The 24,593-nt window shown below is 33.9% G+C and carries 24 protein-coding genes and 1 tRNA gene; 16 read left to right on the forward strand and 9 right to left on the reverse strand.

Annotation, left to right across the window (positions count from 1 at the left end):
- Window positions 1–26: 26 nt before the first annotated feature.
- From ABZC13_RS01455 to ABZC13_RS01490, 8 genes are read right to left on the reverse strand one after another with little or no spacing between them, the layout of a single operon-like run.
- Window positions 27–764, reverse strand: coding sequence for a MipA/OmpV family protein (locus ABZC13_RS01455; protein WP_372998930.1), 738 nt, complete (start codon window positions 762–764; stop codon window positions 27–29).
- The gene (mreC, locus tag ABZC13_RS01460) at window positions 761–1,522 is read right to left on the reverse strand and encodes a rod shape-determining protein MreC (RefSeq protein WP_372998934.1); all 762 of its coding nucleotides are present in this window, start codon (window positions 1,520–1,522) and stop codon (window positions 761–763) included. Before mreC ends, ABZC13_RS01455 begins: the two co-directional genes overlap by 4 nt.
- Window positions 1,515–2,552: a rod shape-determining protein gene (locus tag ABZC13_RS01465; protein WP_372998937.1), complete on the reverse strand. Its 1,038-nt coding sequence runs from the start codon at window positions 2,550–2,552 to the stop codon at window positions 1,515–1,517. The genes mreC and ABZC13_RS01465 overlap by 8 nt, the downstream gene beginning before the upstream one ends.
- A 9-nt stretch (window positions 2,553–2,561) precedes the next feature.
- Window positions 2,562–3,806 carry an ATP-dependent Clp protease ATP-binding subunit ClpX gene (gene clpX, locus ABZC13_RS01470; protein WP_372998940.1) on the reverse strand — a complete coding sequence of 415 codons (1,245 nt, stop codon included), beginning with the start codon at window positions 3,804–3,806 and terminating at the stop codon, window positions 2,562–2,564.
- On the reverse strand, window positions 3,803–4,588 hold the full coding sequence (gene lpxA, locus ABZC13_RS01475; RefSeq protein WP_372998943.1) for an acyl-ACP--UDP-N-acetylglucosamine O-acyltransferase: 786 nt from the start codon (window positions 4,586–4,588) through the stop codon (window positions 3,803–3,805). The genes clpX and lpxA overlap by 4 nt, the downstream gene beginning before the upstream one ends.
- Window positions 4,589–4,599: 11 nt before the next feature.
- The gene (fabZ, locus tag ABZC13_RS01480) at window positions 4,600–5,046 is read right to left on the reverse strand and encodes a 3-hydroxyacyl-ACP dehydratase FabZ (protein WP_372999433.1); all 447 of its coding nucleotides are present in this window, start codon (window positions 5,044–5,046) and stop codon (window positions 4,600–4,602) included.
- A gap of 51 nt (window positions 5,047–5,097) precedes the next feature.
- On the reverse strand, window positions 5,098–6,180 hold the full coding sequence (locus ABZC13_RS01485) for an epoxyqueuosine reductase QueH (RefSeq protein WP_372999436.1): 1,083 nt from the start codon (window positions 6,178–6,180) through the stop codon (window positions 5,098–5,100).
- A 9-nt stretch (window positions 6,181–6,189) separates the two neighbouring features.
- Complete coding sequence (locus ABZC13_RS01490) at window positions 6,190–6,693, reverse strand: peptidylprolyl isomerase (protein ID WP_372998946.1); 504 nt, start codon at window positions 6,691–6,693, stop codon at window positions 6,190–6,192.
- Between the two features lie 111 nt (window positions 6,694–6,804).
- Between ABZC13_RS01490 and ABZC13_RS01495 the strand changes: the two genes are divergently transcribed.
- The 10 genes from ABZC13_RS01495 (at window position 6,805) to pyrF (ending at window position 19,937) form a co-directional block, all read left to right on the forward strand.
- The gene (locus ABZC13_RS01495; RefSeq protein WP_372998949.1) at window positions 6,805–8,022 is read left to right on the forward strand and encodes a sensor histidine kinase; all 1,218 of its coding nucleotides are present in this window, start codon (window positions 6,805–6,807) and stop codon (window positions 8,020–8,022) included.
- Window positions 8,022–8,678 (forward strand): response regulator transcription factor, encoded by a 657-nt coding sequence (locus ABZC13_RS01500; protein ID WP_372998952.1) that lies wholly within the window; start codon window positions 8,022–8,024, stop codon window positions 8,676–8,678. The genes ABZC13_RS01495 and ABZC13_RS01500 overlap by 1 nt, the downstream gene beginning before the upstream one ends.
- A gap of 368 nt (window positions 8,679–9,046) precedes the next feature.
- Window positions 9,047–10,417 (forward strand): OprD family outer membrane porin, encoded by a 1,371-nt coding sequence (locus ABZC13_RS01505; RefSeq protein WP_372998955.1) that lies wholly within the window; start codon window positions 9,047–9,049, stop codon window positions 10,415–10,417.
- Between the two features lie 22 nt (window positions 10,418–10,439).
- Window positions 10,440–10,754 (forward strand): DUF485 domain-containing protein, encoded by a 315-nt coding sequence (locus tag ABZC13_RS01510; RefSeq protein ID WP_372998958.1) that lies wholly within the window; start codon window positions 10,440–10,442, stop codon window positions 10,752–10,754.
- Entirely contained in the window at window positions 10,755–12,425 is a 1,671-nt protein-coding gene (locus ABZC13_RS01515) for a cation acetate symporter (protein WP_372998961.1), read from the forward strand. It begins immediately after the preceding gene.
- Between the two features lie 141 nt (window positions 12,426–12,566).
- Window positions 12,567–14,381 (forward strand): putative nucleotidyltransferase substrate binding domain-containing protein, encoded by a 1,815-nt coding sequence (locus ABZC13_RS01520; protein ID WP_372998964.1) that lies wholly within the window; start codon window positions 12,567–12,569, stop codon window positions 14,379–14,381.
- Window positions 14,381–14,998 carry a 3'-5' exonuclease gene (locus ABZC13_RS01525; protein ID WP_372998966.1) on the forward strand — a complete coding sequence of 206 codons (618 nt, stop codon included), beginning with the start codon at window positions 14,381–14,383 and terminating at the stop codon, window positions 14,996–14,998. The genes ABZC13_RS01520 and ABZC13_RS01525 overlap by 1 nt, the downstream gene beginning before the upstream one ends.
- Window positions 14,998–16,950, forward strand: a complete 1,953-nt coding sequence (acs, locus tag ABZC13_RS01530; protein WP_372998969.1) for an acetate--CoA ligase — start codon at window positions 14,998–15,000, stop codon at window positions 16,948–16,950. Before ABZC13_RS01525 ends, acs begins: the two co-directional genes overlap by 1 nt.
- Before the next feature lie 136 nt (window positions 16,951–17,086).
- Complete coding sequence (locus ABZC13_RS01535; protein WP_372998972.1) at window positions 17,087–19,213, forward strand: methyl-accepting chemotaxis protein; 2,127 nt, start codon at window positions 17,087–17,089, stop codon at window positions 19,211–19,213.
- 40 nt (window positions 19,214–19,253) lie between these two features.
- Window positions 19,254–19,937, forward strand: coding sequence for an orotidine-5'-phosphate decarboxylase (gene pyrF / locus ABZC13_RS01540; RefSeq protein ID WP_372998975.1), 684 nt, complete (start codon window positions 19,254–19,256; stop codon window positions 19,935–19,937).
- Here the strand turns inward: pyrF and ABZC13_RS01545 are convergent.
- A complete protein-coding gene (locus ABZC13_RS01545; protein WP_372998978.1) occupies window positions 19,934–20,518 on the reverse strand; it encodes a transglutaminase-like cysteine peptidase in 585 nt (194 codons plus the stop codon). The two genes, pyrF and ABZC13_RS01545, sit on opposite strands and share 4 nt — an antisense overlap.
- Before the next feature lie 136 nt (window positions 20,519–20,654).
- Between ABZC13_RS01545 and ABZC13_RS01550 the strand changes: the two genes are divergently transcribed.
- From ABZC13_RS01550 to ABZC13_RS01575, 6 genes are all read left to right on the forward strand, one after another.
- Window positions 20,655–20,744 (forward strand) — tRNA-Ser (locus ABZC13_RS01550).
- A gap of 165 nt (window positions 20,745–20,909) precedes the next feature.
- Window positions 20,910–22,067, forward strand: coding sequence for a tyrosine-type recombinase/integrase (locus ABZC13_RS01555; RefSeq protein ID WP_372998981.1), 1,158 nt, complete (start codon window positions 20,910–20,912; stop codon window positions 22,065–22,067).
- Window positions 22,060–22,803 (forward strand): hypothetical protein, encoded by a 744-nt coding sequence (locus ABZC13_RS01560; protein ID WP_372998984.1) that lies wholly within the window; start codon window positions 22,060–22,062, stop codon window positions 22,801–22,803. The genes ABZC13_RS01555 and ABZC13_RS01560 overlap by 8 nt, the downstream gene beginning before the upstream one ends.
- 92 nt (window positions 22,804–22,895) lie before the next feature.
- Complete coding sequence (locus tag ABZC13_RS01565) at window positions 22,896–23,111, forward strand: hypothetical protein (RefSeq protein WP_372998987.1); 216 nt, start codon at window positions 22,896–22,898, stop codon at window positions 23,109–23,111.
- Window positions 23,111–23,983, forward strand: a complete 873-nt coding sequence (locus ABZC13_RS01570; RefSeq protein ID WP_372998990.1) for a tyrosine-type recombinase/integrase — start codon at window positions 23,111–23,113, stop codon at window positions 23,981–23,983. Before ABZC13_RS01565 ends, ABZC13_RS01570 begins: the two co-directional genes overlap by 1 nt.
- On the forward strand, window positions 23,973–24,497 hold the full coding sequence (locus ABZC13_RS01575) for a hypothetical protein (protein WP_372998993.1): 525 nt from the start codon (window positions 23,973–23,975) through the stop codon (window positions 24,495–24,497). Before ABZC13_RS01570 ends, ABZC13_RS01575 begins: the two co-directional genes overlap by 11 nt.
- Window positions 24,498–24,593 lie beyond the last annotated feature (96 nt).

Below are 24,593 nucleotides of genomic sequence, written 5' to 3' on the forward strand. Positions count from 1 at the left end.
GTGAATGAAGCTATGTGTACGTATTTTTAATATTCGAAAGTATAGATAAGAGATAATAATCCTGAGTAGATATAATCATCATTTACAATAGGACTTTGTGTAGCTTCTTTAGAGATTTTATCTACTCTAAGATTTATAAGTGCAGAAAATTTTTCTGTAAAAGGATATTTTATATATGTTTGTGCTCCAATCTGTAATCCGTCATTTGGAATATACTCTTTTCTAGACCCTAACTCTTCACTCTTTTTAACTCCATAGTAGTAGTTTAAAAAATCACTAGATTGGTAGATTAGAATTAGACTTGGATAAAGTGAAAAATTGGCAAATTCAAAGTCATAACCGGCTTCTGTTTTTACAATAAAAGACTCATATCTGTCGAGCATATCTGTTAAAGCCATAATCTCTATATAGGCTTTGCCAGTCTTGGCACTAAATGCTAAACCACCTTCCCAAGTAGTTTTTCTCTCATCCATTCCTTGGATATCTGAAGCTTTGTATCCGTATAGTCTTGGTTGTATTGTAAGAGAGAAACCCCAAGCATAATCTTCTTGTTTGTCTCCAAAAAAGTAAAGACCGGCTCTTGACCATCTTACATATGCAATTCCATTGTCAAAGAAGATTACAGGGGATGGGATAACTATGTCATCAACATTTTTATATGGTTGAGTCTGAATATATGGACCTGCACCAATTGTGACTTTTTGTTTTTTTTCTTCAGCTTGAAGGCTTGAAAAAATTAATATAAATATTAGTATATACTTCATTTTACTCTCTTTATCATATGAAAATAATTTGGATCATTTGATTCATAGTAAGGTTCTATAACAGCATTTTGATAACCTTGAGATTTTTTTACTGATAATACGCGACCTACTTTTAGACCCTTAAAAAATATCTCATCAAGTCCAGATGTAATAACTTCATCACCTTCTTCGATTTTAAACCAGGCTGGAATGAATTTTACAACTAGATTTTTAGCATTGTTTCCATGAGCAATTCCTGGAGCTCTTTTTTTCCCGACAAAAACTGCGTATGAACTTTGAATATCTCTATTTAACAGTCCCAGTGCTTTCCCATTTTGAGGAACGACAATACCTGCTACAAGTTCATTGTAGGTAAGTCCATAGATTTTAGATGAGTTATAGTCTTTGGCATCTATCCAAACTCTGTTTAAATCTCCAAACTTTTCATAAGATATAGTTCTAACGAGTGCTACTTTTGGATCTGTTTGTAGTTTAGAATTATTAGCTTTAAAAAGATCATTAATCTCAGAAGCCATTTGTTGCATAACAAGGTGATTGTTTTCATATTTTTGCAGTTTTTCTTTTAGTAGTGAGATAGAGTCAGCTTGAAATATATGTTTGTCAATATTGTCTTGTATAAATTCTGTAGAGTTATGATAGTTGGTTTTTAAGTAGTTTAGAGCTGATATTATCGGCCCTTGAATATTGTTTGTATAGTATAATGCACCCACAAAGAGTGCAATGAAAAGTGAAAAAAAGCTAAGTAGCTCTTTATTCATTTTCGAAAAGTTCTTGTAGTAGGTCTATTTCTTCCAGTGCGCGACCAGTTCCACGAGCTACGGCAAGAAGTGGCTCATCAGCAACGTACACAGGAACTTTAACAATATCTGCTAAGTATTTGTCAAGTTGACGAATAAGAGCGCCACCACCAGTTAATATAATACCGTGGTTAACAATGTCACCTGAAAGGTCAGGCGGCATTTTTTCTAATACATCACGAAGTGCTTCAGCAATTTCTTTTAATGGCTCTTTCATAGCCTCTCTTGCATCTTCACTTGTTAATTCAACTGAGCTTAAAAGACCTTCAACCTGATCTCTACCATTTACGACCATAGTTATTTCTTCAGCTAATGCAACAGCAGTTCCGATGTTTATCTTAATCTCTTCCGCTGTTCTTTCTCCAATAAGAAGATTATATTTTTTCTTTACATAATCAACTATGCCCTTATCAAGTTTATCTCCGGCTGTTCTAATAGATTTAGATAAAACAAGTCCACCAAGTGAAACAACACCTATCTCTGTAGTACCACCACCGATATCAACAACCAAGTTTCCTTGAGGTTCACGAATATCTATTCCTGCACCTATTGCTGCAGCCATTGGCTCTTCAATAAGAAAAACTTCACGAGCACCGGCACTTAAAGCAGATTCACGAACCGCTTTTCTCTCAACCTGAGTTAGACCATAAGGTACACAGATAATGATTCTAGGACTAATCAGAGAGCTTCTTCCGTGTGCTTTTTCAATAAACTTTCTGATCATCTTCTCTGTCATGTCAAAGTCAGCGATAACACCATCTCTCATAGGACGAATAGCTTTGATGTTTCCTGGTGTTTTACCAACCATCTCTTTAGCTTCTTTTCCAACTGCAAGAACTCTTTGATGACCATATTTTTCAGTTTTTACAGCAACAACAGACGGTTCATTAATAATAATTCCACGACCTTTTGCAATTACAATTGTATTTGCTGTTCCTAAGTCGATCGATAGATCATTTGAAAAAAGCCCTATTAATTTGTTAAATATCATTCTTTCACCTTATGCTATTTTTTTTGTTGATTTTTTTATATATACCGGACTTTCATTACCTTCAATTACTTCTTTTGTAATTAAAACTTCATAACCGGCGTATTCAGGAAGTTCATACATAATGTCTATCATATTCTCTTCTAATATTGCACGAAGACCGCGAGCACCTGTTTTTCTTTTAATTGATTTAGTCGCAATAGCTTTTAGTGCATCACTCTCAAAATTAAGTTCAACATCATCAATAGAAAATAGTTTTTTATACTGGTTAATAAGAGAATTCTTTGGCTCAGTTAAAATGCGAACCATATCTTCTTCACTGATCTCATTTAATGAAGCAATAATTGGTAGTCTACCAACTAACTCAGGAATAAGACCATATGAGACCAAGTCGTCAGGTTCTACCATATCGTAAGTCATCTTTTGCTCATCTTTACTTTTCTTCTCATGACCAAAACCTAAAACATTATCACCTTGTTTTCTCTTTAGAATATCATCAAGACCATCAAACGCTCCACCACATATAAATAATATATTTGTAGTGTCAATAGTAGTAAACTCCTGGTTTGGATGTTTTCTTCCGCCTTTTGGCGGTATATTTACTTCTGCACCTTCTACTATTTTAAGTAGAGCTTGTTGAACACCTTCACCTGACACATCTCTAGTGATAGAGCGGTTTTCACTCATGCGTGAAACTTTATCTACTTCATCAATAAAAACTATACCTTGTTGTGCTCTCTCAACATCTCCATCAGCAGCTTGGATGAGTTTAGTAAGAATATTTTCAACATCTTCACCTACATAACCAGCTTCTGTCAGACTAGTAGCATCTGCGATGGCAATAGGAACATTTAGAACCCTTGCAATAGTTTGAGCCATAAGTGTTTTACCACTTCCTGTAGGTCCGATTAGTAAAACGTTTGATTTTGCAATCTCTGTATCATCATCAGTAATGTTTTTTGTTTTAAAGATTCTTTTGTAGTGGTTATATACAGCTACACTAAGAAGTTTTCTAGCACGTTCTTGACCAATTATATAATCACCTAAGAAGTTATTCAACTCTTTTGGAGTCATAAGATTGTTTACTGCTTCAAGAAGTTCATCTTCATTTGCAATCTCACTCTCTTTCTCATCACCAAACATGATCTTATATGCTGAAATTACACAATTTTTACAGATATATACACCATTCCCGGCTATAAGTGGGTTCTCTTCACTCTCGCTTGCATCACAAAAACTACAGTGTCTATGAATCATATGCTTTTCCTTTCAAATGGTATTCCTCTTTTTGTTTTTAGAACAAAGTCACAAAGATCATTTACATAATGATTATTAGTATTTTCTAAAAGCTCACTTGCACTTTCTTTTAGAGGTTTTCCAGATTCGAAAAGTTCTCTATAAGCAGATTTAAGTTCATTTATATCGTTTCTATTTAGGTTTCTTCTAAGTCCTGTAAGATTTAGACCTCTAAGAGATGCACGGTTACCCTCAGCCATACAAAATGGAGGCACGTCTTGAGCAAGTGCTGAAGCCCCTCCAACCATTGCGTAATCACCAATATGTACAAACTGATGAATAGGTGTCATCCCACCGATAACAGCATAGTCTCCAACTTCAACATGACCGGCTAAAGTTGCAGCATTTGCTAAGATACAGTGATTACCAATGATAACATCGTGACCAAGGTGAACATAACCCATAAAAAGGTTATGATTACCGATGATAGTTTTTCCGCCACCACCTTTTGTTCCAGGATTAAAAAGTGTGAACTCTCTTATCTTGTTGTTATCTCCGATGATAAGTTCAACTTCTTCACCGGCAAATTTTAAATCTTGCGGAATTGAACCAATAACAGCATGTGAAAAAATAGTGTTATTCTTCCCGATAGTTGTTTTGCCATAAACACAAGAGTTTTGAGCTATCTTAGTACCATCACCAATAATAGCTTCACCTGAGATAAAACAAAAAGCGCCTATCTCAACATCTTCGCCTATAACTGCACCATCTTCAATGATGGCCTGTGGGGAAATTTTACGCATAATCTACTTGACTACTTATCAACAATCATGGCTTTTAATTCAGCCTGAGAAACTAAAGTATCATCAACATAAGCTTTACCGTCTAGCATCCAGATAGAACCTTTATGCTTGATAACACTAATACGGTATTCAAGTCTATCTCCTGGCTTTACGGGAGCACGAAATTTAGCTTTATCGATACTCATGAAGTAAACAACTTTATTCGCTGCTTCTTCTTCCGTCATGTCATCCATACTTTTGAATGCTAAGATTCCACCAGCTTGAGCCATTCCTTCTAATATCATAACACCTGGGTAGATTGGGTGACCTGGGAAGTGACCTTGAAAAATATTATCACCGATAGTTACATTTTTATAACCTGTAAGAGTCTCATTTTTCACAAGATCAGTAACACGATCTAAAAGTAAAAAAGGGTAACGGTGAGGTATAATTTTTTGAATTTCCATAACATCCATAATCATAATGAAGAAGCCTTATAAATAATTTTGGATATTTTAGCTAAATAAAGATTATAATTTGATTAGTTTTTCTCTGGTGTCTTCGTAAGTTTTTGCATCTAGAGTCACAGTAAGTTTGGCATCTATAATTGTTTGGACAACTATGATTGGGGATAGGGCGTAGTTATTAGGCTCAATAGAGGCTCTTATCTTTAGTTCTTCACTAAAACTTGGAGGATTGAAAATCAACTCTTTTATATTTATATAATTAGAATTATATAAGGAATTGAAATATTCTAAATCTATAAATTTAATCTCTTCACGGTTAAAATAGTGAATGTTTTTATCTTCAAATTCTATACGACCCTGCGCGCGTTTACGTGCTAAGCTGGAGTAAACCAAAGCATAAGCCTCAATGACTTCTTTTTTACCCTTGATTAGCTTGAAGTTCAATTGTCTATAGTTTAAAAACTTCTCTTTGATGATTTTATATTCTATATTTTTATCTTCAAGTTCCATTCTGTGTTTATACATCTCTAAGCGCTCTTCTATAGATGCAGGAAGTGTTTGATTTGATACTGGTGAGAACATCTCATCCATAAGACGTTCTTGCTGTTCTCTTTGCATAGTTAAACCATAGATGCAACCACAATAGTCTTGACGGTAGAGTTGTTCTTCTTTTGTTACTCTGCTTTGGTCTTGAGTCCCACCATTGGCACGGTAATCAACTGCTACAAACTCAACACCGTACTTTTCATAAAAGGCATCGCCGCTTCGTTTTAGTTGTTCTTGAGATTTTAGAGGACTTACAAGTAGAGTTGTAGTGATTTTATTTTCACCGAGTTCTAGCGCTTTTTTAGCACTGACATCGAAACGTTTATCAAAACATACTTCGCATCTAGCACCTTTCTCAGGCTCTTTCTCTAAACCACGTACAGCCTGCATCCAAGCTTCAAAGTCATAGTCGCCTTCAAGGACTTCAATGCCGAGTTTTTTACAAGAGCGTTGTACATCTAAAAGACGGAGTTGGTATTCAGAGTATGGGTGGATGTTGGGATCATAGAAGAAGCCTGTTAGCTTCTCCTGAGGATAGTCCTTTTGTAGTTTTTCTAAGAAAAAATGTGAATCTACGCTACAACATATATGGACTAAAATGTGATTTTCCTATTTAGACTCTACAACTTCAATCGAGTTAATAGCATCTTGACCTTGGATAGAGTCTAGAACTGCAAAGCTATCTGCATCATCTTCTTCGATTGCACCAAAAACAGTGTGAACACCATCTAAGTGTGGAGTTGGAACAAAAGTTATGAAAAATTGGCTTCCACCTGTGTTTGGTCCAGCATGAGCCATAGAAAGAGTTCCTCTTGTATGACGAGAAGTGTTAAGAGCAGTCTCACATGGAATAGCCCAGTCAGGTCCACCAGTTCCAGTTCCAGTAGGACAACCACCTTGAGCCATGAAACCAGGGATTACACGGTGAAAGTTAAGGCCGTTATAAAAACCAGTGTTTGACAGGTGCGCAAAATTTGCAACTGTATTTGGAGCTTCTTCTGGAAATAGTTTTATCCAGATAACACCTTTGCTTGTTGATATTTTTGCCCATTGTAATTTGCTTAACTCATCAGCACTTAAATCGTAGTTCTTTAATTCAGTTCTTCCAAACATTTGAATCCTTATAAATATGTATTTTTGAAATTATAATGATTTAATCTTAGAGTATTAGAAAAATATCACTTTAGTTTATATTAATATAGTAATTATTGTATAATCGTACCCATGAAAATAAGATCACTCTTTAAAAACGTAACCATAAAACAAGCAAATATTTTTACTATATTGGTTATATTCTTCTTTACTATGATTTTTGTCGGTCTTTTAGTTGAAGAGATGTACGAGGATTATGAAAGAGCATTAGAACAGAGTTACGTGACTAATGGTGAGTTAAATTCTCAGAGTGAAATATTAGAGAAAAAGCATAAAAAACTAAAATCACTTATGATAAAGACTGTTTTAGTGATAGTTACCCTCTCTTTTATACTTTTTGCACTATTTTTGGGACTACACAACCTTTTCAATAAACTTCTTCACAGAGATACACAGGCATTTTTGGATTTCTTTGAGCAGGCCGCACATAAAGATAAAGTTATAAATCCTAAAGCCATGTTTTTTAAAGATTTTAAGATTATGGTTGGATATGCAAATGAGATGGTTGGCAAGATTAATGCACAAAAGAATTCACTCAAAGAGATGAACTTAGGTCTAGAAGACAGAGTTAAAAATAAAACAGCAGCACTTCAGTTAATAAACAAAAACCTAGAAAAAGAAAAAAAGTTCTCTCAAGACTTATTAAAATCACAAAAAGAGTTTTTACGATATACCGTACATGAGACAAATACACCTCTTAGTGTAATACTTACTTCAATAGAATTATATGTAATGAATCATCCAAGAGATAGACAACTCTCTAAAATAGAAGCAGCTGTAAAAAATATATTTAGCATCTATGATGATCTTAGTTATCTGGTTAAAAAAGATCAGGTTGAATATCCAAAAATTGTACTTAACCTTGGAAACTATATCAGTAGTAGAATAGATTTTTTTACAGAAGTCGCTCAACACTCAAGAATTACATTTAACTACATTCCTGAAGCAAGTAATATGCATATATATTTTAATGAGACAAAACTACAACGTATAGTAGATAACACGATTACAAATGCAATTAAGTACACACTTGCAAATGAAGTTGTAAATATTAACCTAGAACAAATCGGTGCATATATAGAATTTTCTATGGGCTCCAAATCAAAAATTATTAAAGATACTGATAGAGTTTTTGATGAGTATTATAGAGAAGAAGAAAATAGAGACGGTTTTGGAATTGGTCTAAGACTTGTCAGGACTATATGTGATGAAGAAGATGTTATGATTTCAGTATCCTCTGATGATGATCAGACGGTATTTAAATATAGATTTAAATTGATGGGTGAATAATGAAGATCTTACTGCTTGAAGATGAAGTAATGTTAAATGAGTCTATTTGTGAATACTTAGAAGCTGATGGACATCAGGTGGAGACTTTTTTTGATGGCATGAAGGCATTTGAAGTAATAAAAGAGAACGCTTATGATCTTTTGATCTTGGATATTAATGTTCCCGGTATTGATGGACTTGATTTTTTAGAGCAGATTCATGAACTTAAAATTCATGTTCCTGCTATCTATATAAGTGCATTAGTAGATATAGAAGATATCTCCCGTGCTTACAACTTAGGATGCTATGATTATCTGAAAAAACCGTTTCATTTAAAAGAGTTGGCTCTTCGCATAGATAGAGTAAAACTGGAAAAAGAAACACCAAGGGTCCATCTAAGACTTTCTAAGAATTATAGTTACGATCAGGAACATAGTCTTCTTTTATTTAATAATGAACCTCAAGTACTTACAAAAAAACAGTCGCAAATAATTGATCTGCTCGCAAGAAATAGAGGAATGGTAGTTGATTTTGAACAGTTCAGAATATATGTTTGGGATGAGCAAATCATTGACAATGCCACAATCAGGGCTGAAATAAACAGATTGAAGAAATTTTTACAAGAAGATGTAGTTATAAATGTTAGAGGTATGGGTTATATGATAGACAAACCATAAGCGCTTGTTTATGGGGTTTAAATTCCGTTTGTACCGTTTTTGTATTGTTCTTCTAAGAAACTTATAACCATTTTCTCATCACTTTAAAAGATGTAGTTGCTTTTATTATAATTCAAATTATTGTATTACTTGTACTAGTCTTTTCCCCGAATTTTTCGGGATTTCATCATCTTTACAGAATGCTTCCATAAGTCTTTCTTATGGGGTATTTAGTTACATTTGTAACATTTACAATAAATTGTAAATGTTACTTATCTTCACGCTTTTGAAAATAATTCTTAACAAATCTTTAAATTTCGCTATTGCTACGTTCATGCTATTTTTCTATTTTATGATTGAAGTGTTAAATACATTCAGAGGGAAGATACATGAAAAAGCATATAGCACTTAGTGCAATGGTTATAGGACTTTTAAGCTCAGCAAGCGTTCAAGCAGCTGAAGACTTAAGCTCAATGTTTAGTGAAGGTAAAGTAAGCGGTCAAATTAGAGAATTTAGTATCTCTAGAGCGGTAAAAAGATCAGCGTCTACTGATTACACTCGTAAAGCAAACGCAATCGGTGGTCATTTAAAGTATGTAACAGCAGATTATAAAGGTTTAAGTTTTGGAACTGCATTTTATACAACTAATGGCTTCGCAAATGATGAAGCGAGAACTGATTCTACTAAGGTAGATCCAACTCTACTTGGTGTGAACAATGAAGGTTACTCTATTCTTGGTGAAGCATTCATCAAATATGAAATGGATAAAACTGTATTTGTTGGTGGTCGTCAAAAAGTCAAGAATGCTATGATCAGTTCTGATGATGCAAGAATGGTTCCCAACTTAGTTGAGACATTTTCATTAACAAACAAAAACCTTCCAGGTACAACTTTAGCAATCGCACATACAACTAAATTTGCTCAAGGTACATTTGGTCGTGCATATGGTGCTGGTGGTATTTTAGCTGCTACTTCAGGTTACTCGGCAGTTGACCCTTCAAATCAAGTTGGTGATTTTGTAAATATGGGTGATTATGCTGTTGGTAAAGAGACTGCTGGTATTACTTCTGTTTCTGCAATATATAGCGGTGTTAAAGGTCTTAAAGTTCAACTTTGGGATTTCTATGCTCATGACATTATGAATACTATATATGCTGATATATCATATAAAATGAAATTAGACTCTGTTACACCATTCGTAGCTGCTCAGTTTATGAAACAAAATGAGGTTGGTGATAAGTTACTGAAAAATACTTCTATCAGCACTAATGGTAAACTAGATAGTATGTACTATGGTCTTAAAGCTGGATTATCAGTGGCAAACTTTACAGCTTATGTTGCATATTCTTCAACAAGTGCAAATAGTGCTTCAGATGTAACAAGTGAAGGTACAGCAACTAATGCTATTGTTTCTATGTGGGGTGGAATGCCGGCATATACTCAAGGTATGGTAACTCGTCACCAATTCTTGGCTGGTACTAAAGCTACAAAAGTTGCAGCATCTTATAATTTTAAAGATATGGGACCAGATTTAAAAGCAGTTCTTTATTATGGAAGCTATGATATGGATAACAACAATGGTTATACATATGGAGATGCTAGTGAAACAGGATTCGACTTGATTTATAATACAGGTTTTGCAAAAGGTTTACAACTACGTCTTCGTGGAAACTATGCAAACGACTTTAACGTAGCAAGTGGAACTGGTGCTACTGTTGGTTGGGATGAGTATAGATTTATAGCTAACTATACATTTTAATAGAAAGTAATAAGGAAACAATATGAGAAAAGAACTCGTTGATAAAATCAATGCGAATCCGGATTATCACGAACTAGTATCTAAAAGATCTGGTTTTGCGATTAAACTGTCAATTGCTATGTTAGTTGTGTATTTTACATTCATCCTAACTATAGCATTCAATCCATCAGCATTAGGGACTCCTCTATCTGCTGATTCAGTTACAACTATTGGTATTCCTATCGGGATAGCAATTATTATTTTTGCATTTATTCTTACAGGTATATACACTAAACGTGCAAACGGTGAGTTTGATGATTTGAGTAATAAAATCAAACAATCTTTAAAGGAAGACTAAATGAATATGAATAGAATATTTTTATTTTTAATACTTGGAACAGTTGCCGTATTTGCAGGTGGAGCAATAGAAGGTGAAGTTGAGAAACAATCACTTAATATGTCTGCTATCGTTATGTTCTTGCTATTTGTTGGTGGTACTTTAGGTATTACTTACTGGGCTGCAAAGAGAACTAAGTCTGCAAAAGATTTCTACACTGCTGGTGGTGGAATCACAGGTTTCCAAAATGGTATGGCTATCGCTGGTGACTATATGTCAGCTGCTTCATTCCTTGGTATTTCTGGTCTTGTTTATTTAAAAGGTTATGATGGTCTTATCTATTCGATTGGTTTTCTAGTTGGTTGGCCGATTATTCTTTTCATGATCGCTGAGCCTCTGAGAAACTTAGGTAAATATACTTTTGCTGACGTTGCATCTTATAGACTTAAACAAACTCCTATTCGTTCATTAGCGGCATCTGGATCAATTGCAACAGTTATTCTTTACCTAATCGCTCAAATGGTTGGTTCTGGTAAGCTTATTCAATTATTATTCGGCCTTCAATATGAAGTAGCGGTAATCCTTGTTGGTGTTCTTATGATTCTTTACGTAACATTTGGTGGTATGCTTGCTACTACATGGGTACAGATCATTAAAGCTTTCTTATTACTTTCAGGTGCAACATTTATGGCTCTTGCTGTTATGGCACACTATGATTTTAGTTTTGGTGCACTTTTCGCAGAAGCTGTTGAAATGAAAGGTATTGAAGTAATGAGCCCGGGTGGTCTTGTTTCTGATCCAATTTCGGCAATCTCGCTTGCAGTAGCTCTTATGTTTGGTACAGCTGGTCTTCCACACATTCTTATGAGATTTTTTACAGTAAGTGATGCAAAAGAAGCTCGTAAATCAGTTTTCTATGCAACAGGTTTTATCGGTTATTTCTATATTCTTACTTTCATCATCGGTTTCGGTGCGATCGTTATGGTATTTAAAAATCCACAGTATTTAGATATGGCTAAACAAGCTATTAGCGGTGGTTCTCCAATTCTTGGTGGAAACAATATGGCTGCAATTCACTTATCACATGCTGTTGGTGGTGACTTCTTCCTAGGATTTATTTCAGCTGTTGCGTTTGCAACTATCTTGGCTGTTGTATCTGGTCTTACTCTAGCTGGTGCGTCTGCAATTTCGCATGACCTTTATGCTTCAGTAATCAAAAAAGGTAAAGCTGATGGTATGGCTGAGATGAGAGTTTCTAAAATTGCTACTGTTGTTTTAGGTATCGTTGCTATTATCATGGGTATTATGTTCGAGAAACAAAATATCGCGTTTGTTGTTGGTCTTGCTTTTGCTATTGCAGCATCTGCTAACTTCCCGATTCTTTTCCTTTCAATGTATTGGAAAAAACTTACAACTCGCGGTGCGGTAATAGGTGGATCTTTAGGTCTTGCAACTGCTGTATTACTAGTTATCTTAGGTCCGATTGTATGGGTACAAATTTTAGGAAATGCAGAAGCAATTTTCCCTTATAAATATCCAGCATTATTCTCTGTAACGGTATCATTTATTGGTATTTGGTTCTTCTCTATAACTGATAAGAGTCATGACGCTGCAGCTGAGATCGAAGCGTTTGAAGCTCAATATATTAGAAGCCAAACGGGTATCGGTGCAGAAGGTGCTTCTGAGCACTAATTTTTTTAAGATGAAGAAGTTTTATCTTCATCTTAATTAAAACGATAAAAATCTAATTCTTTGTGTTGAAGAAAACCCTATTGTTTGAGACAAGCAAAAAGGTTTTCTTCATTTTGTGAAATATACTAAGGAGTAACAAAGTTGAGTATTTTAGATCAGCGAAAACTTATTGAGTCAATACACCCATTCGAGCTCTTAAGTACTACTACGCTCGATAATCTTATGAAAAAAATAGATATAGCCTACTACCCAAAAGACACTCTACTCATCTCTAAAAACCTCCCTTCAATCGCTTTTTACATTATTATTAAAGGTTCTGTTACTGAGCTAATTGATGATGAAGTACACAATGTATATTCTCATGGAGATACATTTGATGCAGATGCCTTGATATACGGTAAATGTGAAGGAAAATTTGTTGTTGATGAAGATCTAATATGTTATGAAATAAAAAAAGATGATTTCTTAGAATTGATGCAGAACAAAAAGGTACAAAGCTACTTCTTACAAGATTTTGTGACACGCCATCAGCATCTTAAAAATTATGATATGCAAAGTGATTTATCAGGATTTTTAATCGCAAAAGTATCAGATATATTTTTACACGAAGCTTGTATTGTTGAGCATAATGAGAGCATCCACAGTGCATTAATAAAACAGCAAGACCTTAAAGCTCATGTTATTATTGTTAAGCATGATGACGCATACTGTATAGTAACGGATAGTGATCTGAGAAATCATGTACTTCTTGGTGGTGTAGATATAAAAGATGACATCAGTAAGATAGCTACAAAAGGACTTATTAGTATTGATGTAGAAGATTTTTTATTTAATGCTCTTTTGAAAATGACACAAAGCGAGATAAAAAGAGTCGTCGTAATGAAAAATAACGAAATACTAGGTGTTCTAGAACAGTTAGATCTGCTTAGTTATTTTGCAAACCATTCGCATCTGGTTGCTGTTCAAATTGATAAAGCAGTAACTATTGATGATCTGAAAATTCTTCAAGATGATCTTAAAAACCTAATTATTACACTTAGAGTAAAAGGTGTTAAAGTTAGATATATCACTAAACTTGTTTCTACTCTTAATTTAAAAGTATATAAAAAAGTGTTTGATATGTGTGTAGAAGAAGATTTACAAAAAGATTGTGCTCTTATTGTTATGGGGAGTGAAGGTAGAGATGAACAGACTGTTAAGTCTGATCAAGACAATGCACTTATTGTAAGAGATGGTGTAGATGTTGATATTTTTACAGAGCCTATGATGAAACTTAACTCTTATCTGCTAGAATTAGGTTTTCCAAAATGTCTTGGAAATGTCATGGTAAGCAATGAGTTTTGGCGAAGAAATGTAGCTGGATATAAAGAGTTAATTAATGAGTGGACTACCAGTATGAGTGATGCAGATGTACAAAATCTTAGTATATTTGTAGATGCTAAGTGTGTTGGAGGAGATGCAGAGCTTCTGAATGAGCTGACTGCTTATCTTCATCATCATTTTCATCAAAGAGATGATGTCCTAGCACATGTGGCGAAAGCTGTACTAAATTTTGATACACCTCTTTCTCTATTTTCAGGTTTTGTACTGGAGAAAGAACATCAAAACAAATTAGATCTAAAAAAAGGAGGTGCATTCGCACTAGTTCATGGGGTTAGAACTCTGTGTCTGCAATATGAAATTACTCAAACAAATACAATAGAAAGAATTAAAGAACTGAACAATAAAGGGGTCATTGATAAGAATTTTGCAACTGAACTGATTGAGAGTTTTGATACTCTTAGTGCTATTCGTCTAACGGCTATGTTAGAAGCAAAATCTATTGATGAAAGTAACTATATAAATCCTCAAAATCTTGAAAAGATACAGAGAGATTTACTAAAAGACAGTTTTAAAATCATAAACAAGTTTAAAAAGTTTATGAGTTTCCACTTTCATCTAAATATGGTTGCATAATGTTTTTTTCTTTTATTAACGATTTAAAAGCAAAAGCAAATCGTTCAAGGCTTAAAGAAGAAGAATTTGAGTTCTTGTTTGAAGAAGATACAAGCGGAGAATATGTTGTTTTTGATACAGAGACAACGGGTTTAAATCCAAAGAAGGACGATATTCTTTCTATTGGTGCCGTTAAGATAAAAGATAATAAAATTATTACTTCACAAACTTTTGAAGTTTTTATAAAAAATACTGGTGAGATCAGCTTTAAAAGTATAGAAATACATAGAATCCGTCCGATTGATTTAGAAAATGCTAAATCAATGGAATCAGCTATACGAGAGTTTTTACATTTTATAGGTTCACGCCCATTAATAGGGTATTATTTAGAATTTGATGTAAACATGATTAACAAGTATATAAAACCAATGTTGGGAGTAACTCTTCCAAATGAAAAGATTGAAGTATCTGAAATATACTTTGATAAAACAATTTCTTTGATTCCTCAAGGAAATATTGATTTACGATTTGATACAATCTTAAAGAAGTGTGGCGTTCCAGACATGGGAGCGCATAATGCTGTAAATGATGCTATTATGACAGCAATGATATATTTAAAATTAACAAAGGAAAAATAATGTCAGACAAAAAGCCAGTTTTTAAACCAAACAAAGAGTTCGCTAAAAACGCAAATATTAAAAATATGTGTGAGTACCATGATCTTCAAGATAGAGCAATGGAAGATTATGAAGGTTTTTGGGGTGATTTCGCTAAAGAAAAGATTGATTGGATTGAGCCATTTGATAATGTTTTAGATGAAAGTAAAGCTCCATTTGTAAAATGGTTTGATGGTGGTAAATTAAATGTTTCTGCTCAGTGTATAGATCGTCATTTAGATACTCGTAAAAATAAAGCTGCTATCATTTTTGAAGGTGATAGAGGTGATGTTCAGACTATTACTTATTTAGATCTATATAAACATGTAAACAGATTTGCTAATCTTTTAAAAGAAGACTTTAATGTAAAAAAAGGTGATAGAGTAATCATCTATATGCCAATGATTCCTGAAGCTGCTTATGCAATGTTAGCATGTGCTAGAATCGGTGCTATTCACTCTATCGTATTTGGTGGGTTCTCTTCTGAAGCACTACGTGATAGAATCGAAGATGCTGAGGCAAAAGTAGTTATTACTGCAGATGGTGCTTTTAGAAAAGAGAAGCCATATATGCTAAAACCAGTTGTTGATGCTGCTCTTGTAGGTAAAACGCCAGTTAAGAAAGTTATTGTTGTTCAAAGAAACCATGAAGATGTTGAATGGGTAGCTGGTAGAGATTACTCATACAATGAGATGATTGATAACAAAAGTTCAAAATGTGAACCTGAAGTTATGGATAGTGAAGATCCGCTTTTCCTACTTTATACTTCAGGCTCAACTGGTAAACCAAAAGGTGTTCAGCATAACTCTGCCGGATATATTCTTTGGGCGCAGATGACTATGGAATGGGTGTTTGACGTTAAAGAAAACGATACATACTGGTGTACAGCTGATGTTGGTTGGATTACAGGTCATACATACATCGTTTATGGTCCACTTGCAATGGGGGCAACGACAGTAATGTTTGAGGGTGTTATTACTTTCCCAGATGCTGGTCGTCCATGGTCAATGGTTGAGAACCATAGAATTAACCAATTCTATACAGCTCCAACTGCTATCCGTGTTTTACATAAAATGGGTGAACACGAACCGGCTAAGTATGATATGAGTTCATTAAAAGTACTTGGAACAGTTGGTGAGCCTATCGATCCTCCTGCATGGAAATGGTACTACGAAGAAGTAGGTCAAAGTAAATGTGCAATCGTTGATACATATTGGCAAACTGAGACTGGTGGACATATAGTTTCTCCACTTCCAGGTGCTACTCCTATTAAACCTGCCTGTGCTACATTCCCATTACCTGGAATAATGGCTGAGATTTTAGATCCCGCTACAGGTGAAAGAGTTGAAGCTGGTGAAAAAGGTTATATGTGTGTTACACGCCCTTGGCCTGCACAAATCCGTGGCGTATGGGGTGATGAAGAAAGATATGTTAAATCATACTTTGGTGATGTTGTAAAAGATGGTAAGCCTGTTTACTTTACAGGCGACGGTGCTGTTTACGATGAAGATGGCTATATTACTATCACTGGTCGTACAGATGACGTTATTAATGTTTCTGGACATAGAATGGGAACAGCTGAAGTAGAAGCTGCAATCAAGAAACATCCAAATGTAGCAGAAGTTGCAGTTGTTGGTAAACCACACCCACTAAAAGGTGAGGGAATCTTTGCATATATCGTTCTTAAATCAGATGACGGTGTAGCTGATGAAGTTGAAGAAGTTAAAGCTATAAATAACATAATCAAAAAAGAGATCGGTAATATTGCTCTTTGTGATGACATGGTATTTGCTCCAGGACTTCCAAAAACACGTTCAGGTAAAATCATGCGTCGTATTCTTCGTGCTATTGCTAAAGGCGAAGAGATTACACAGGATACTTCAACTCTTGAAGATCCAAGTATAGTTGATAAAATAGCAGCTATGGTTAAGTAGGTTCTCCTACTTTTCCGCCCTTATTCCGCCTAACTTTCCATTCTACTCATCAATATAAAATAAATGAATAACCATTCAATTATCATTAAGAATAATATAGTTATACTACTTTTTATTATATAACAAAGGTCATATTATGAAATTATCTATTCAGTTGAGATTACAGATTCTTATATTTAGTGCAATGTTTTTTATGTCTATAGCACTTGCTTTACAGTTCGTAAATGAAGTAAATATTGCTACAGGTAAAAATATAGAAAACTATACAAATGAAACTTACGATGTAAAAAAGAATGAGTTAAAGATGTTTACATCTATTGTTGTAAAAACACTAAACTCTTTTTATGAAAAAACATCAGTTGAAAATGTAAAAAAAGAAGTTTCAAGTGGTTTGACACAGCAGATGGAGCTTCTTTTTTTCATAGTAGAGAGTGAATATGAGAAAAATAGAAATAGACTATCAAACAGTGAACTCAAAAATCATATTAAAAATATTATCAGTACAACTAGATATGCGAACGATGGATACTTTTGGATAAATGATCTTGACGCTGTGATAATTGATCATCCTATTAAGCCGACACTAAACGCTAAAGACATGTCAAGTTTGGCAGATAAAAATGGGGTGAAGCTTTTTAGTGAGTTTGCTAAAGTTGCAAAGGATAGTGGAAGTGGCTTTGTAAATTATGTTTGGCCAAAACCAGGTTCAACAGATGCAGAGGAAAAGATATCTTTTGTTAAACTCTTTAAACCTTTTAACTGGGTAATAGGAACAGGGGAATATACATCAGATAGAGTTAATCTAATAAAAAAAGATGCTCTAAAAATAGTATCTCAGATGCGATACGGAGATAATGGGTATTTCTGGGTAAATGATTTAAAAGCTGTTATAGTAGAACATCCTGTAAATCCTGAACTAAACGGTAAAGACCTCTCAAAACTCCAAGATAAAAATGGTGTATTGGTGTTTTCTGAGTTTGCTAAGACAGCGAGCGAAAAGGGTAGTGGTTATGTTGATTATGTTTGGCCAAAACCAGGTTCAAAAGATGCAGAGGATAAAGTATCTTATGTTGAACTCTTTAAGCCATGGGGATGGGTTATAGGTACAGGAGCATACAAACAGGACTTAGTAGACAGTATAAAACCAAAAATAGACAAGATAAAAGAAGATGCTTCGGATAATATTGACACGATAATATTTAATGTGGTGAGTTCGGCATTAATAATTTTAATCATCTTTATGGGAAGTGTATATTTCTTAATTAAAAATGGTATCACACAGCATATTATAAATCTTGAAGAGGTTATGAGTAAGATATCAAAAGATAGAGATTTGACTATTAAAATAGATACAAATACACCAAAAGAGATATCTCAAATAGGTTTGGCATTTAACTCTCTTATGGGATCACTAAACTCTCTAATATATGAAGCTAGAAGCGGAGCAATTGAAAATGCATCTGTTTCACAAGAACTCTCTACTACATCTCATGTTGTTAGTAATAATGTTCATACATCAGTAGATATCATCAAAGAGACTACGCAGAGCACTGCTGAGATGATAAATGAGATATTGAGAGCTATTGAAGATTCTAAGTCTAGTAAAGAAGAGATTTTAGAAGCTAGTAATATGTTAAACGATGCAAGAAAAGAGATAGTAGACCTTACAGAAAAAGTACAAAGAAGTGCAGAGTCAGAAGTTGATCTTGCCCATAAGATAGAGGCACTTTCTCAGGATAGTGAACAGGTAAAAGATGTACTTAGTGTTATTTCAGATATTGCAGATCAAACAAATCTTCTTGCACTTAATGCTGCCATTGAAGCTGCCCGTGCAGGTGAGCATGGTCGTGGATTCGCTGTTGTTGCTGATGAAGTCCGTAAACTTGCAGAGAGAACGCAAAAGTCATTATCCGAGATAAATGCTACGATAAATCTGATAGTTCAAGCTACGCACTCAGCTAGTGACAGTATGAATCTAAACTCAAAACAGATGGAAGAGCTTGCTTTAGTTTCTACAAATGTTGAGAGCAAAATCAACATAACAACAGATATAGTAAATAAGGCAACAATAGCGAGTGATAAGAGTGTTGAAGACTTTGAGAAAGCCGGAAAACATATGGAACATATTTCCAAAAAAATAGATCATATCAATGATATATCTATTTCAAACGGAGAGAGTGTTCATGAGATTACAGATGCAGTTGCTCATTTAACTAATATGACGCATAAATTAACCAATCAATTAGAGCTGTTTAAAACTTAATATTTGTTATACTTTCATAAATAAAATAAAGAGAGTATAGATGCAGTTATGTGTAGCACTTGACTTACCTACAAAAGAAGAGAACTTAGACTTAATAGAAAAAATTAAAGAGTACGATGTCTGGCTTAAAGTCGGACTTCGTACTTATATTCGTGATGGTGAAGAGTTTCTGCTTGCTATTAAAAAGATAAATCCTGATTTTAAAATATTTTTAGACTTAAAATTATATGACATCCCAAATACTATGGCAGATGCTGCTGAGTCTATTATGGGACTTGGCGTCGATATGTTCAATGTTCACGCATCTGCAGGTAAGCGTGCTATGAGTGGTGTAATGGATAGACTAAGCTCTTATCCTTCAAGACCTATAGTTTTGGCTGTAACGGCTCTTACATCGTTTAGTGAAGATGAATTTGTAGAAGTTTATGAAAAGACAATAGCATCTAAGGCTGATCAGTTTGCAAAAGATGCATATGATAGTGGACTTGACGGTGTTGTATGTTCAGCTTACGAGAGTGAATCTATAAAAGGTATCACTTCAAAAAAGTTTATGACTCTAACTCCTGGTATTCGTCCTTTTGGTGAAGATGCAGGAGATCAACAGAGAGTTGCAGATGTAGCCTTTGCTCAGAGCGCTATGGTTGACTTCATAGTTGTTGGCCGCCCAATATACCAAGCTAATAATCCTGCAGAAGTTGTTGCTAAGATCTTAGAAAAACTTTAACGCTCTTTTTTTACTTTTCTAAGTAGCTCTTGAAACTTGGGAGAGTAACTCTGGACTTTATATAGTTTGTTGTTTTTATCTATCTTATAGACTCCACTTGCATTTATAAAAGTGTCTACTTCTAAATCTTCTCTAGTTTCAAGTTTAAGTATCCTAAAGCTGAGATTGTCTAAAATCAGAGGTGATTCGCCTTCTTTTTCAAAATAGCTTAAAACCATATGATAACCACCAATATACTTTTCATGAACAGTAGTCAAATAGAGTTTCTTTTTATCAAACCCTAGTTTTATTAGAGAAAAGTATTTTATTATTACATAGTCTTCACAGTCTCCATATCCTGTAATAAGAAACTCTTTCGGAGTTGCCCAATAATCTTCTTGTTTTTGCATTACATCATCATATTGGGGTAGTAATTGGTTTAAATAGAAGTTTACTTTTGCTAACTGCTCTTTCTTTGGAAGCTTTTTATATGAAGATATTGTCTTTTGGTAATCTTGGGCTCTGTTCTTTGCTATTTTTCCTGCTTTTTTTTGGATGTATAGAAAATCTTTTTTTGTAAAGTTAGGGTAGGGATTTGCCATTAGTAAAGTAGTGAATAAAAAATATATAAAGAGTTTGATAATATCTTCCTTTTAGTGCTTTAAAAAATTATAATATAAACTTCTTTGATTTAAGCTAATTGTTATACAAAAACGATTATAATTCCCGTCTTCAAATGGACGAGTGGGTGAGCGGCTGAAACCACATCCCTGCTAAGGATGCGTACGGGTAACTGTACCGAGAGTTCGAACCTCTCCTCGTCCACCACTTGAAGTACAATCCTTTTAATTCCTTTTAACCCTATTTAAGCACTTTACAGAAGTTTGCATATTCCTTTTAGTTCCGTTATAATCCTTTTAATACTATTTCGCTGTTACCTATTTGTTACCTTTTTTATAAAAACAGTGTTACCTTTTTTTCAAGGACGAAATTTTGGCAATAAATAAAGATATACAGTATGATAAAGACTATTCCACAAAGTATGACGGTGTATATTTCCGTTACTCACGCAAGAAGAAGCACAATGGTAAACCAGATAAATCATTTAAGATTCGTTATCGGTTAAACGGTCGTTCTAAAAATGAAAAGATAGGTTGGTTGTCTGATGGCATAAGTGCAGAGTTCGCAAGAAATATTCGCTCAGAGAGAGTAGTATCCATAAGACATGGAAACGACCTACCAAATACTAAACAACTTACATTTAGAGAAGCTGCTAAAAGATATATAGATGATCATGAAAATAACAAATCAATCCAACAAGATAAATACAGATATAACGACCTAAAAATACTTGATGATATGGAGATATCTAACATCACGGTAAGTGACCTTAAAAAAGTTCATGCAAGTATGCGAAGTCGTGGAGTTAAACACATCACATACACAAAGGTAGAGAGCTTTTACAATCGTGCTGTAAAGTATGCTAGTAAGTTAAACCTTATCAAGTCACAAGAGTCTATAAGAGTTCCTATACCAAGAGTAGCGCATAAAGTAACAGAGATATATTCTGACGAGATGAGAGAAAACTATTTAGCTGTGATAGAGCAGTATCCGTATAGAGTTGTATCAGATATAGTGGAGTTGATTTACTTTACCGGTATGAGACGCTCAGAGCCTTTGAAACTCAAATGGACAGACTACAACAAAGAAGAAACTTATCTAACTCTACGTGACGCAAAGAGTGGACGTGATGAAAAGAAAATGCTCTCAACTTCAAGCATAGAAATACTAGAGAGACAGCGTGGAAAGTCAAAGGTGTATATATTTGAACATGCACATGAGGCTGTAAAAGCACCATACCTTAGTTACCATGCACGTAGAATGGCAGACATGGCTGGACTTCCAAGAGACTATAGACCGTTACATAGTTTACGGCATAATGTTGGTACAGTAATGGCAATGAACGGAGTTCCAGTAGCTATAATAAAAGAACAAATGAACCATAAAAATATAGAGACAACCCAAAGATATATAGACATAGCAGATGAAGCTGTACAAGAGCATGTAAACAACTTAGAGACTGGACTTAAAAAGAGTAGTAAAATGAATGTATATATAAAGAAAATAGATACAAGGATTAAAAATGATTAGTTACGTAGTAGATGAAGATGGAAACAAGACATATGCTCTAGTTCCAATTAATGTATGGGAAAAATTAAAAACAGATAATTATGTAACCTCTATGACTGAAAAAGATTACCCAGAATATCATTTGCTGAATACTATAAATTTTCTGGGAAGTATTAATCGTAATTCAGTTGATAGTTGGAAAAAGTTCTATGAAGGATATTTTGAATACTACAATAAATTAGATGTGGTAGATTTTATAATTCTTTACCTTTTTAGGAGTGACAAGTTCTTAGTTGTTTTTGATGAAGAAATTGAACATGCAGATAGAATGAATGAATATGACTCATTTCATGAACATTTTACAATCCATAGTATGCAAATAACAAAAAAAGATGGAACTAGAATTGACTGGAAATTATATACTACGATAAGAGAAAAAATTGGAACTATATCAGAGCAAGAATTCTTAACATTGTTTCATTCAAAATTAAAATTTACAGATGAATCAATTGAAAACTTTAAACATAGATACAAAAGAGTGCATAGAAGTGCAGAACGAGATAGATTGTTTGTATATGATTTAAGCATATTATTAATGAATAACCTTGAAGATATTCAAAAAAAAGAACGTGTGTTAGATGAACTTCAGAATGATGTATCTCAGTACTTAGCGAATAATTTATACAATGGCAATCTATCTCAAGTATATAGAGCTAAAAAGGAAGCACAAGAAAAAATAGAATATGTAAGCATGTAGTTTAATCGTTTTTATATGACATTAAATTTATTTACTTGACTTTTCATTCTCATATAAGGTACTATATGACATCTAAATAAAAAGGATGTTATATGAATACGGATAGTATTGATAAAAAAAACATTTTCTTATCACCACAAGAAACGGCAAATTTAACAGGTTTTAGTTTAAAAGCATTATCTAATAATAGAAGTAGGAAAATAGGTTTCCCCTTTTATAAATATGGTAAAAAAGTTTTTTATAAAGAGTCAGAAGTATTGGCTGAGATAGAAAAAACAAAAGTAGAAACTGCACCAAAGGCTTCGTAATGGAAGCCCAAAAACAAGTTATCTATGACAACTACTTACAACACACACATATCAAAGGTCTTGCTAAACTTACAATAGACCTATATACGCAAGAAGCTAAGTCATTTATTGAGTTTGTGGATGATTTAGAGTCTATAGGTACTCCTACAGTAATGGAGTACTTAAAAAAATACTCACATATGTCTAGTTCTACTAAGAATCAACATTGTAGCTCGTTAAGAGCTTTTATGAGACATCTTTCTAAAAATGTATATCCAGATATGAATCAAATAAATATTCCATATATTAAAGGTGGTCGTAAACTGCCTAACATCTTAGAGCAAGATGAGTTTATGAGAAGAATTGATGTAGTAAAAAAACAATCTGCTATGTCAGATGATTGGATACCTAAGAGAGACTATGCACTTGCATTGCTTTTATATGCAACAGGTATGAGAGTATCAGAAGTATTAAGTTTTAATAGAAGTGATATAAATGAGAATAATTGGGTACGTATAGATAGTGGTAAAGGTTCAAAAGATAGATATGTTCCAATAGCTAAAGTAGCTATAGAAGCAATTGATGAGTATATGAGAGTATGTCCTTTTCCATTTGAGAAATGCTTTTTTGTAAACTATAAAGGCAATCAACTAACTAGAATATCTGTATATAAATTACTTAAAAAATCTATGGGTCTTAATCCACATAGTATTAGACATCATTTCGCTACACACATGATAATAAATGGCTCTGATGTAAGCGTAGTATCTGAACTACTAGGACATTCAAGTCTTATAACCACACAGATATATACCCATATCAAAAAACCTCAATTGGCAGAAACTGCAAATAGATGTCATCCAATGGCTTCAGGAGTTGATTATGAACTCTAGAATGTATCTGGGACAAGAGAGCTTAGAAGATGTTCTTTCTCATATCCAAGGAAGTCTAAAAAGAGGTAGTAGTGTTTTCTCTATTGCTAGAGGTATGTTAGGAACTCCTAAAGCTGAACTTATCATCACTAAAGAGTATGAAATGCTCATGGATGCATTTAAGAGTGATGTTGAGGTTGTGAAGCTATTAGTAGAGTATATAAACGATACCTTTAACCATGACATACAAAAAAGTTGTGTAAGTGATGTAATTAAAAGCATTATGGAAAAGCACTTCTATGGAATAGATATAGATGATTACAGTGATCACTTAACTGAGTTGTTAAATAGTGGAGCATACCAGAGGGTAAATCATCACTTAACTAATATCATGGCTTCGTATGAAGTTCACATGAAAACAGAGTATCCAAAAGAGTTTGAGAATATGACAACAAATGAGCATGAAGTAGCGATTATTGACTTCATAAAAGAGAATTTAGTTTCATGTACATACAAAAAAAGTGAAAATAATTAACTTGTTATAGTTTAAACAGAAGCATACTTGATAAAGCACAGGGAGGTGCAACAGATGAAAAATTTATATATAGGGGAAAAACAAGAGCAGTGAGAG

Source organism: Sulfurimonas sp. (genome assembly GCF_041563035.1).
Lineage (GTDB): Bacteria > Campylobacterota > Campylobacteria > Campylobacterales > Sulfurimonadaceae > Sulfurimonas.

What these genes read in the sequence shown, in the direction of transcription:
- ABZC13_RS01495 (WP_372998949.1), top strand. Translation starts at nt 6,805, where the DNA reads ATGAAAATAAGATCACTCTTTAAAAACGTAACCATAAAACAAGCAAAT.
- ABZC13_RS01500 (WP_372998952.1), top strand. Translation starts at nt 8,022, where the DNA reads ATGAAGATCTTACTGCTTGAAGATGAAGTAATGTTAAATGAGTCTATT.
- ABZC13_RS01525 (WP_372998966.1), top strand. Translation starts at nt 14,381, where the DNA reads ATGTTTTTTTCTTTTATTAACGATTTAAAAGCAAAAGCAAATCGTTCA.
- pyrF (WP_372998975.1), top strand. Translation starts at nt 19,254, where the DNA reads ATGCAGTTATGTGTAGCACTTGACTTACCTACAAAAGAAGAGAACTTA.
- ABZC13_RS01565 (WP_372998987.1), top strand. Translation starts at nt 22,896, where the DNA reads ATGAATACGGATAGTATTGATAAAAAAAACATTTTCTTATCACCACAA.
- ABZC13_RS01455 (WP_372998930.1), bottom strand. Translation starts at nt 764, where the DNA reads ATGAAGTATATACTAATATTTATATTAATTTTTTCAAGCCTTCAAGCT.
- ABZC13_RS01510 (WP_372998958.1), top strand. Translation starts at nt 10,440, where the DNA reads ATGAGAAAAGAACTCGTTGATAAAATCAATGCGAATCCGGATTATCAC.
- mreC (WP_372998934.1), bottom strand. Translation starts at nt 1,522, where the DNA reads ATGAATAAAGAGCTACTTAGCTTTTTTTCACTTTTCATTGCACTCTTT.
- ABZC13_RS01505 (WP_372998955.1), top strand. Translation starts at nt 9,047, where the DNA reads ATGAAAAAGCATATAGCACTTAGTGCAATGGTTATAGGACTTTTAAGC.
- ABZC13_RS01570 (WP_372998990.1), top strand. Translation starts at nt 23,111, where the DNA reads ATGGAAGCCCAAAAACAAGTTATCTATGACAACTACTTACAACACACA.
- lpxA (WP_372998943.1), bottom strand. Translation starts at nt 4,588, where the DNA reads ATGCGTAAAATTTCCCCACAGGCCATCATTGAAGATGGTGCAGTTATA.
- ABZC13_RS01545 (WP_372998978.1), bottom strand. Translation starts at nt 20,518, where the DNA reads ATGGCAAATCCCTACCCTAACTTTACAAAAAAAGATTTTCTATACATC.
- ABZC13_RS01560 (WP_372998984.1), top strand. Translation starts at nt 22,060, where the DNA reads ATGATTAGTTACGTAGTAGATGAAGATGGAAACAAGACATATGCTCTA.
- acs (WP_372998969.1), top strand. Translation starts at nt 14,998, where the DNA reads ATGTCAGACAAAAAGCCAGTTTTTAAACCAAACAAAGAGTTCGCTAAA.
- ABZC13_RS01490 (WP_372998946.1), bottom strand. Translation starts at nt 6,693, where the DNA reads ATGTTTGGAAGAACTGAATTAAAGAACTACGATTTAAGTGCTGATGAG.
- clpX (WP_372998940.1), bottom strand. Translation starts at nt 3,806, where the DNA reads ATGATTCATAGACACTGTAGTTTTTGTGATGCAAGCGAGAGTGAAGAG.
- ABZC13_RS01535 (WP_372998972.1), top strand. Translation starts at nt 17,087, where the DNA reads ATGAAATTATCTATTCAGTTGAGATTACAGATTCTTATATTTAGTGCA.
- ABZC13_RS01575 (WP_372998993.1), top strand. Translation starts at nt 23,973, where the DNA reads ATGAACTCTAGAATGTATCTGGGACAAGAGAGCTTAGAAGATGTTCTT.
- ABZC13_RS01515 (WP_372998961.1), top strand. Translation starts at nt 10,755, where the DNA reads ATGAATATGAATAGAATATTTTTATTTTTAATACTTGGAACAGTTGCC.
- ABZC13_RS01465 (WP_372998937.1), bottom strand. Translation starts at nt 2,552, where the DNA reads ATGATATTTAACAAATTAATAGGGCTTTTTTCAAATGATCTATCGATC.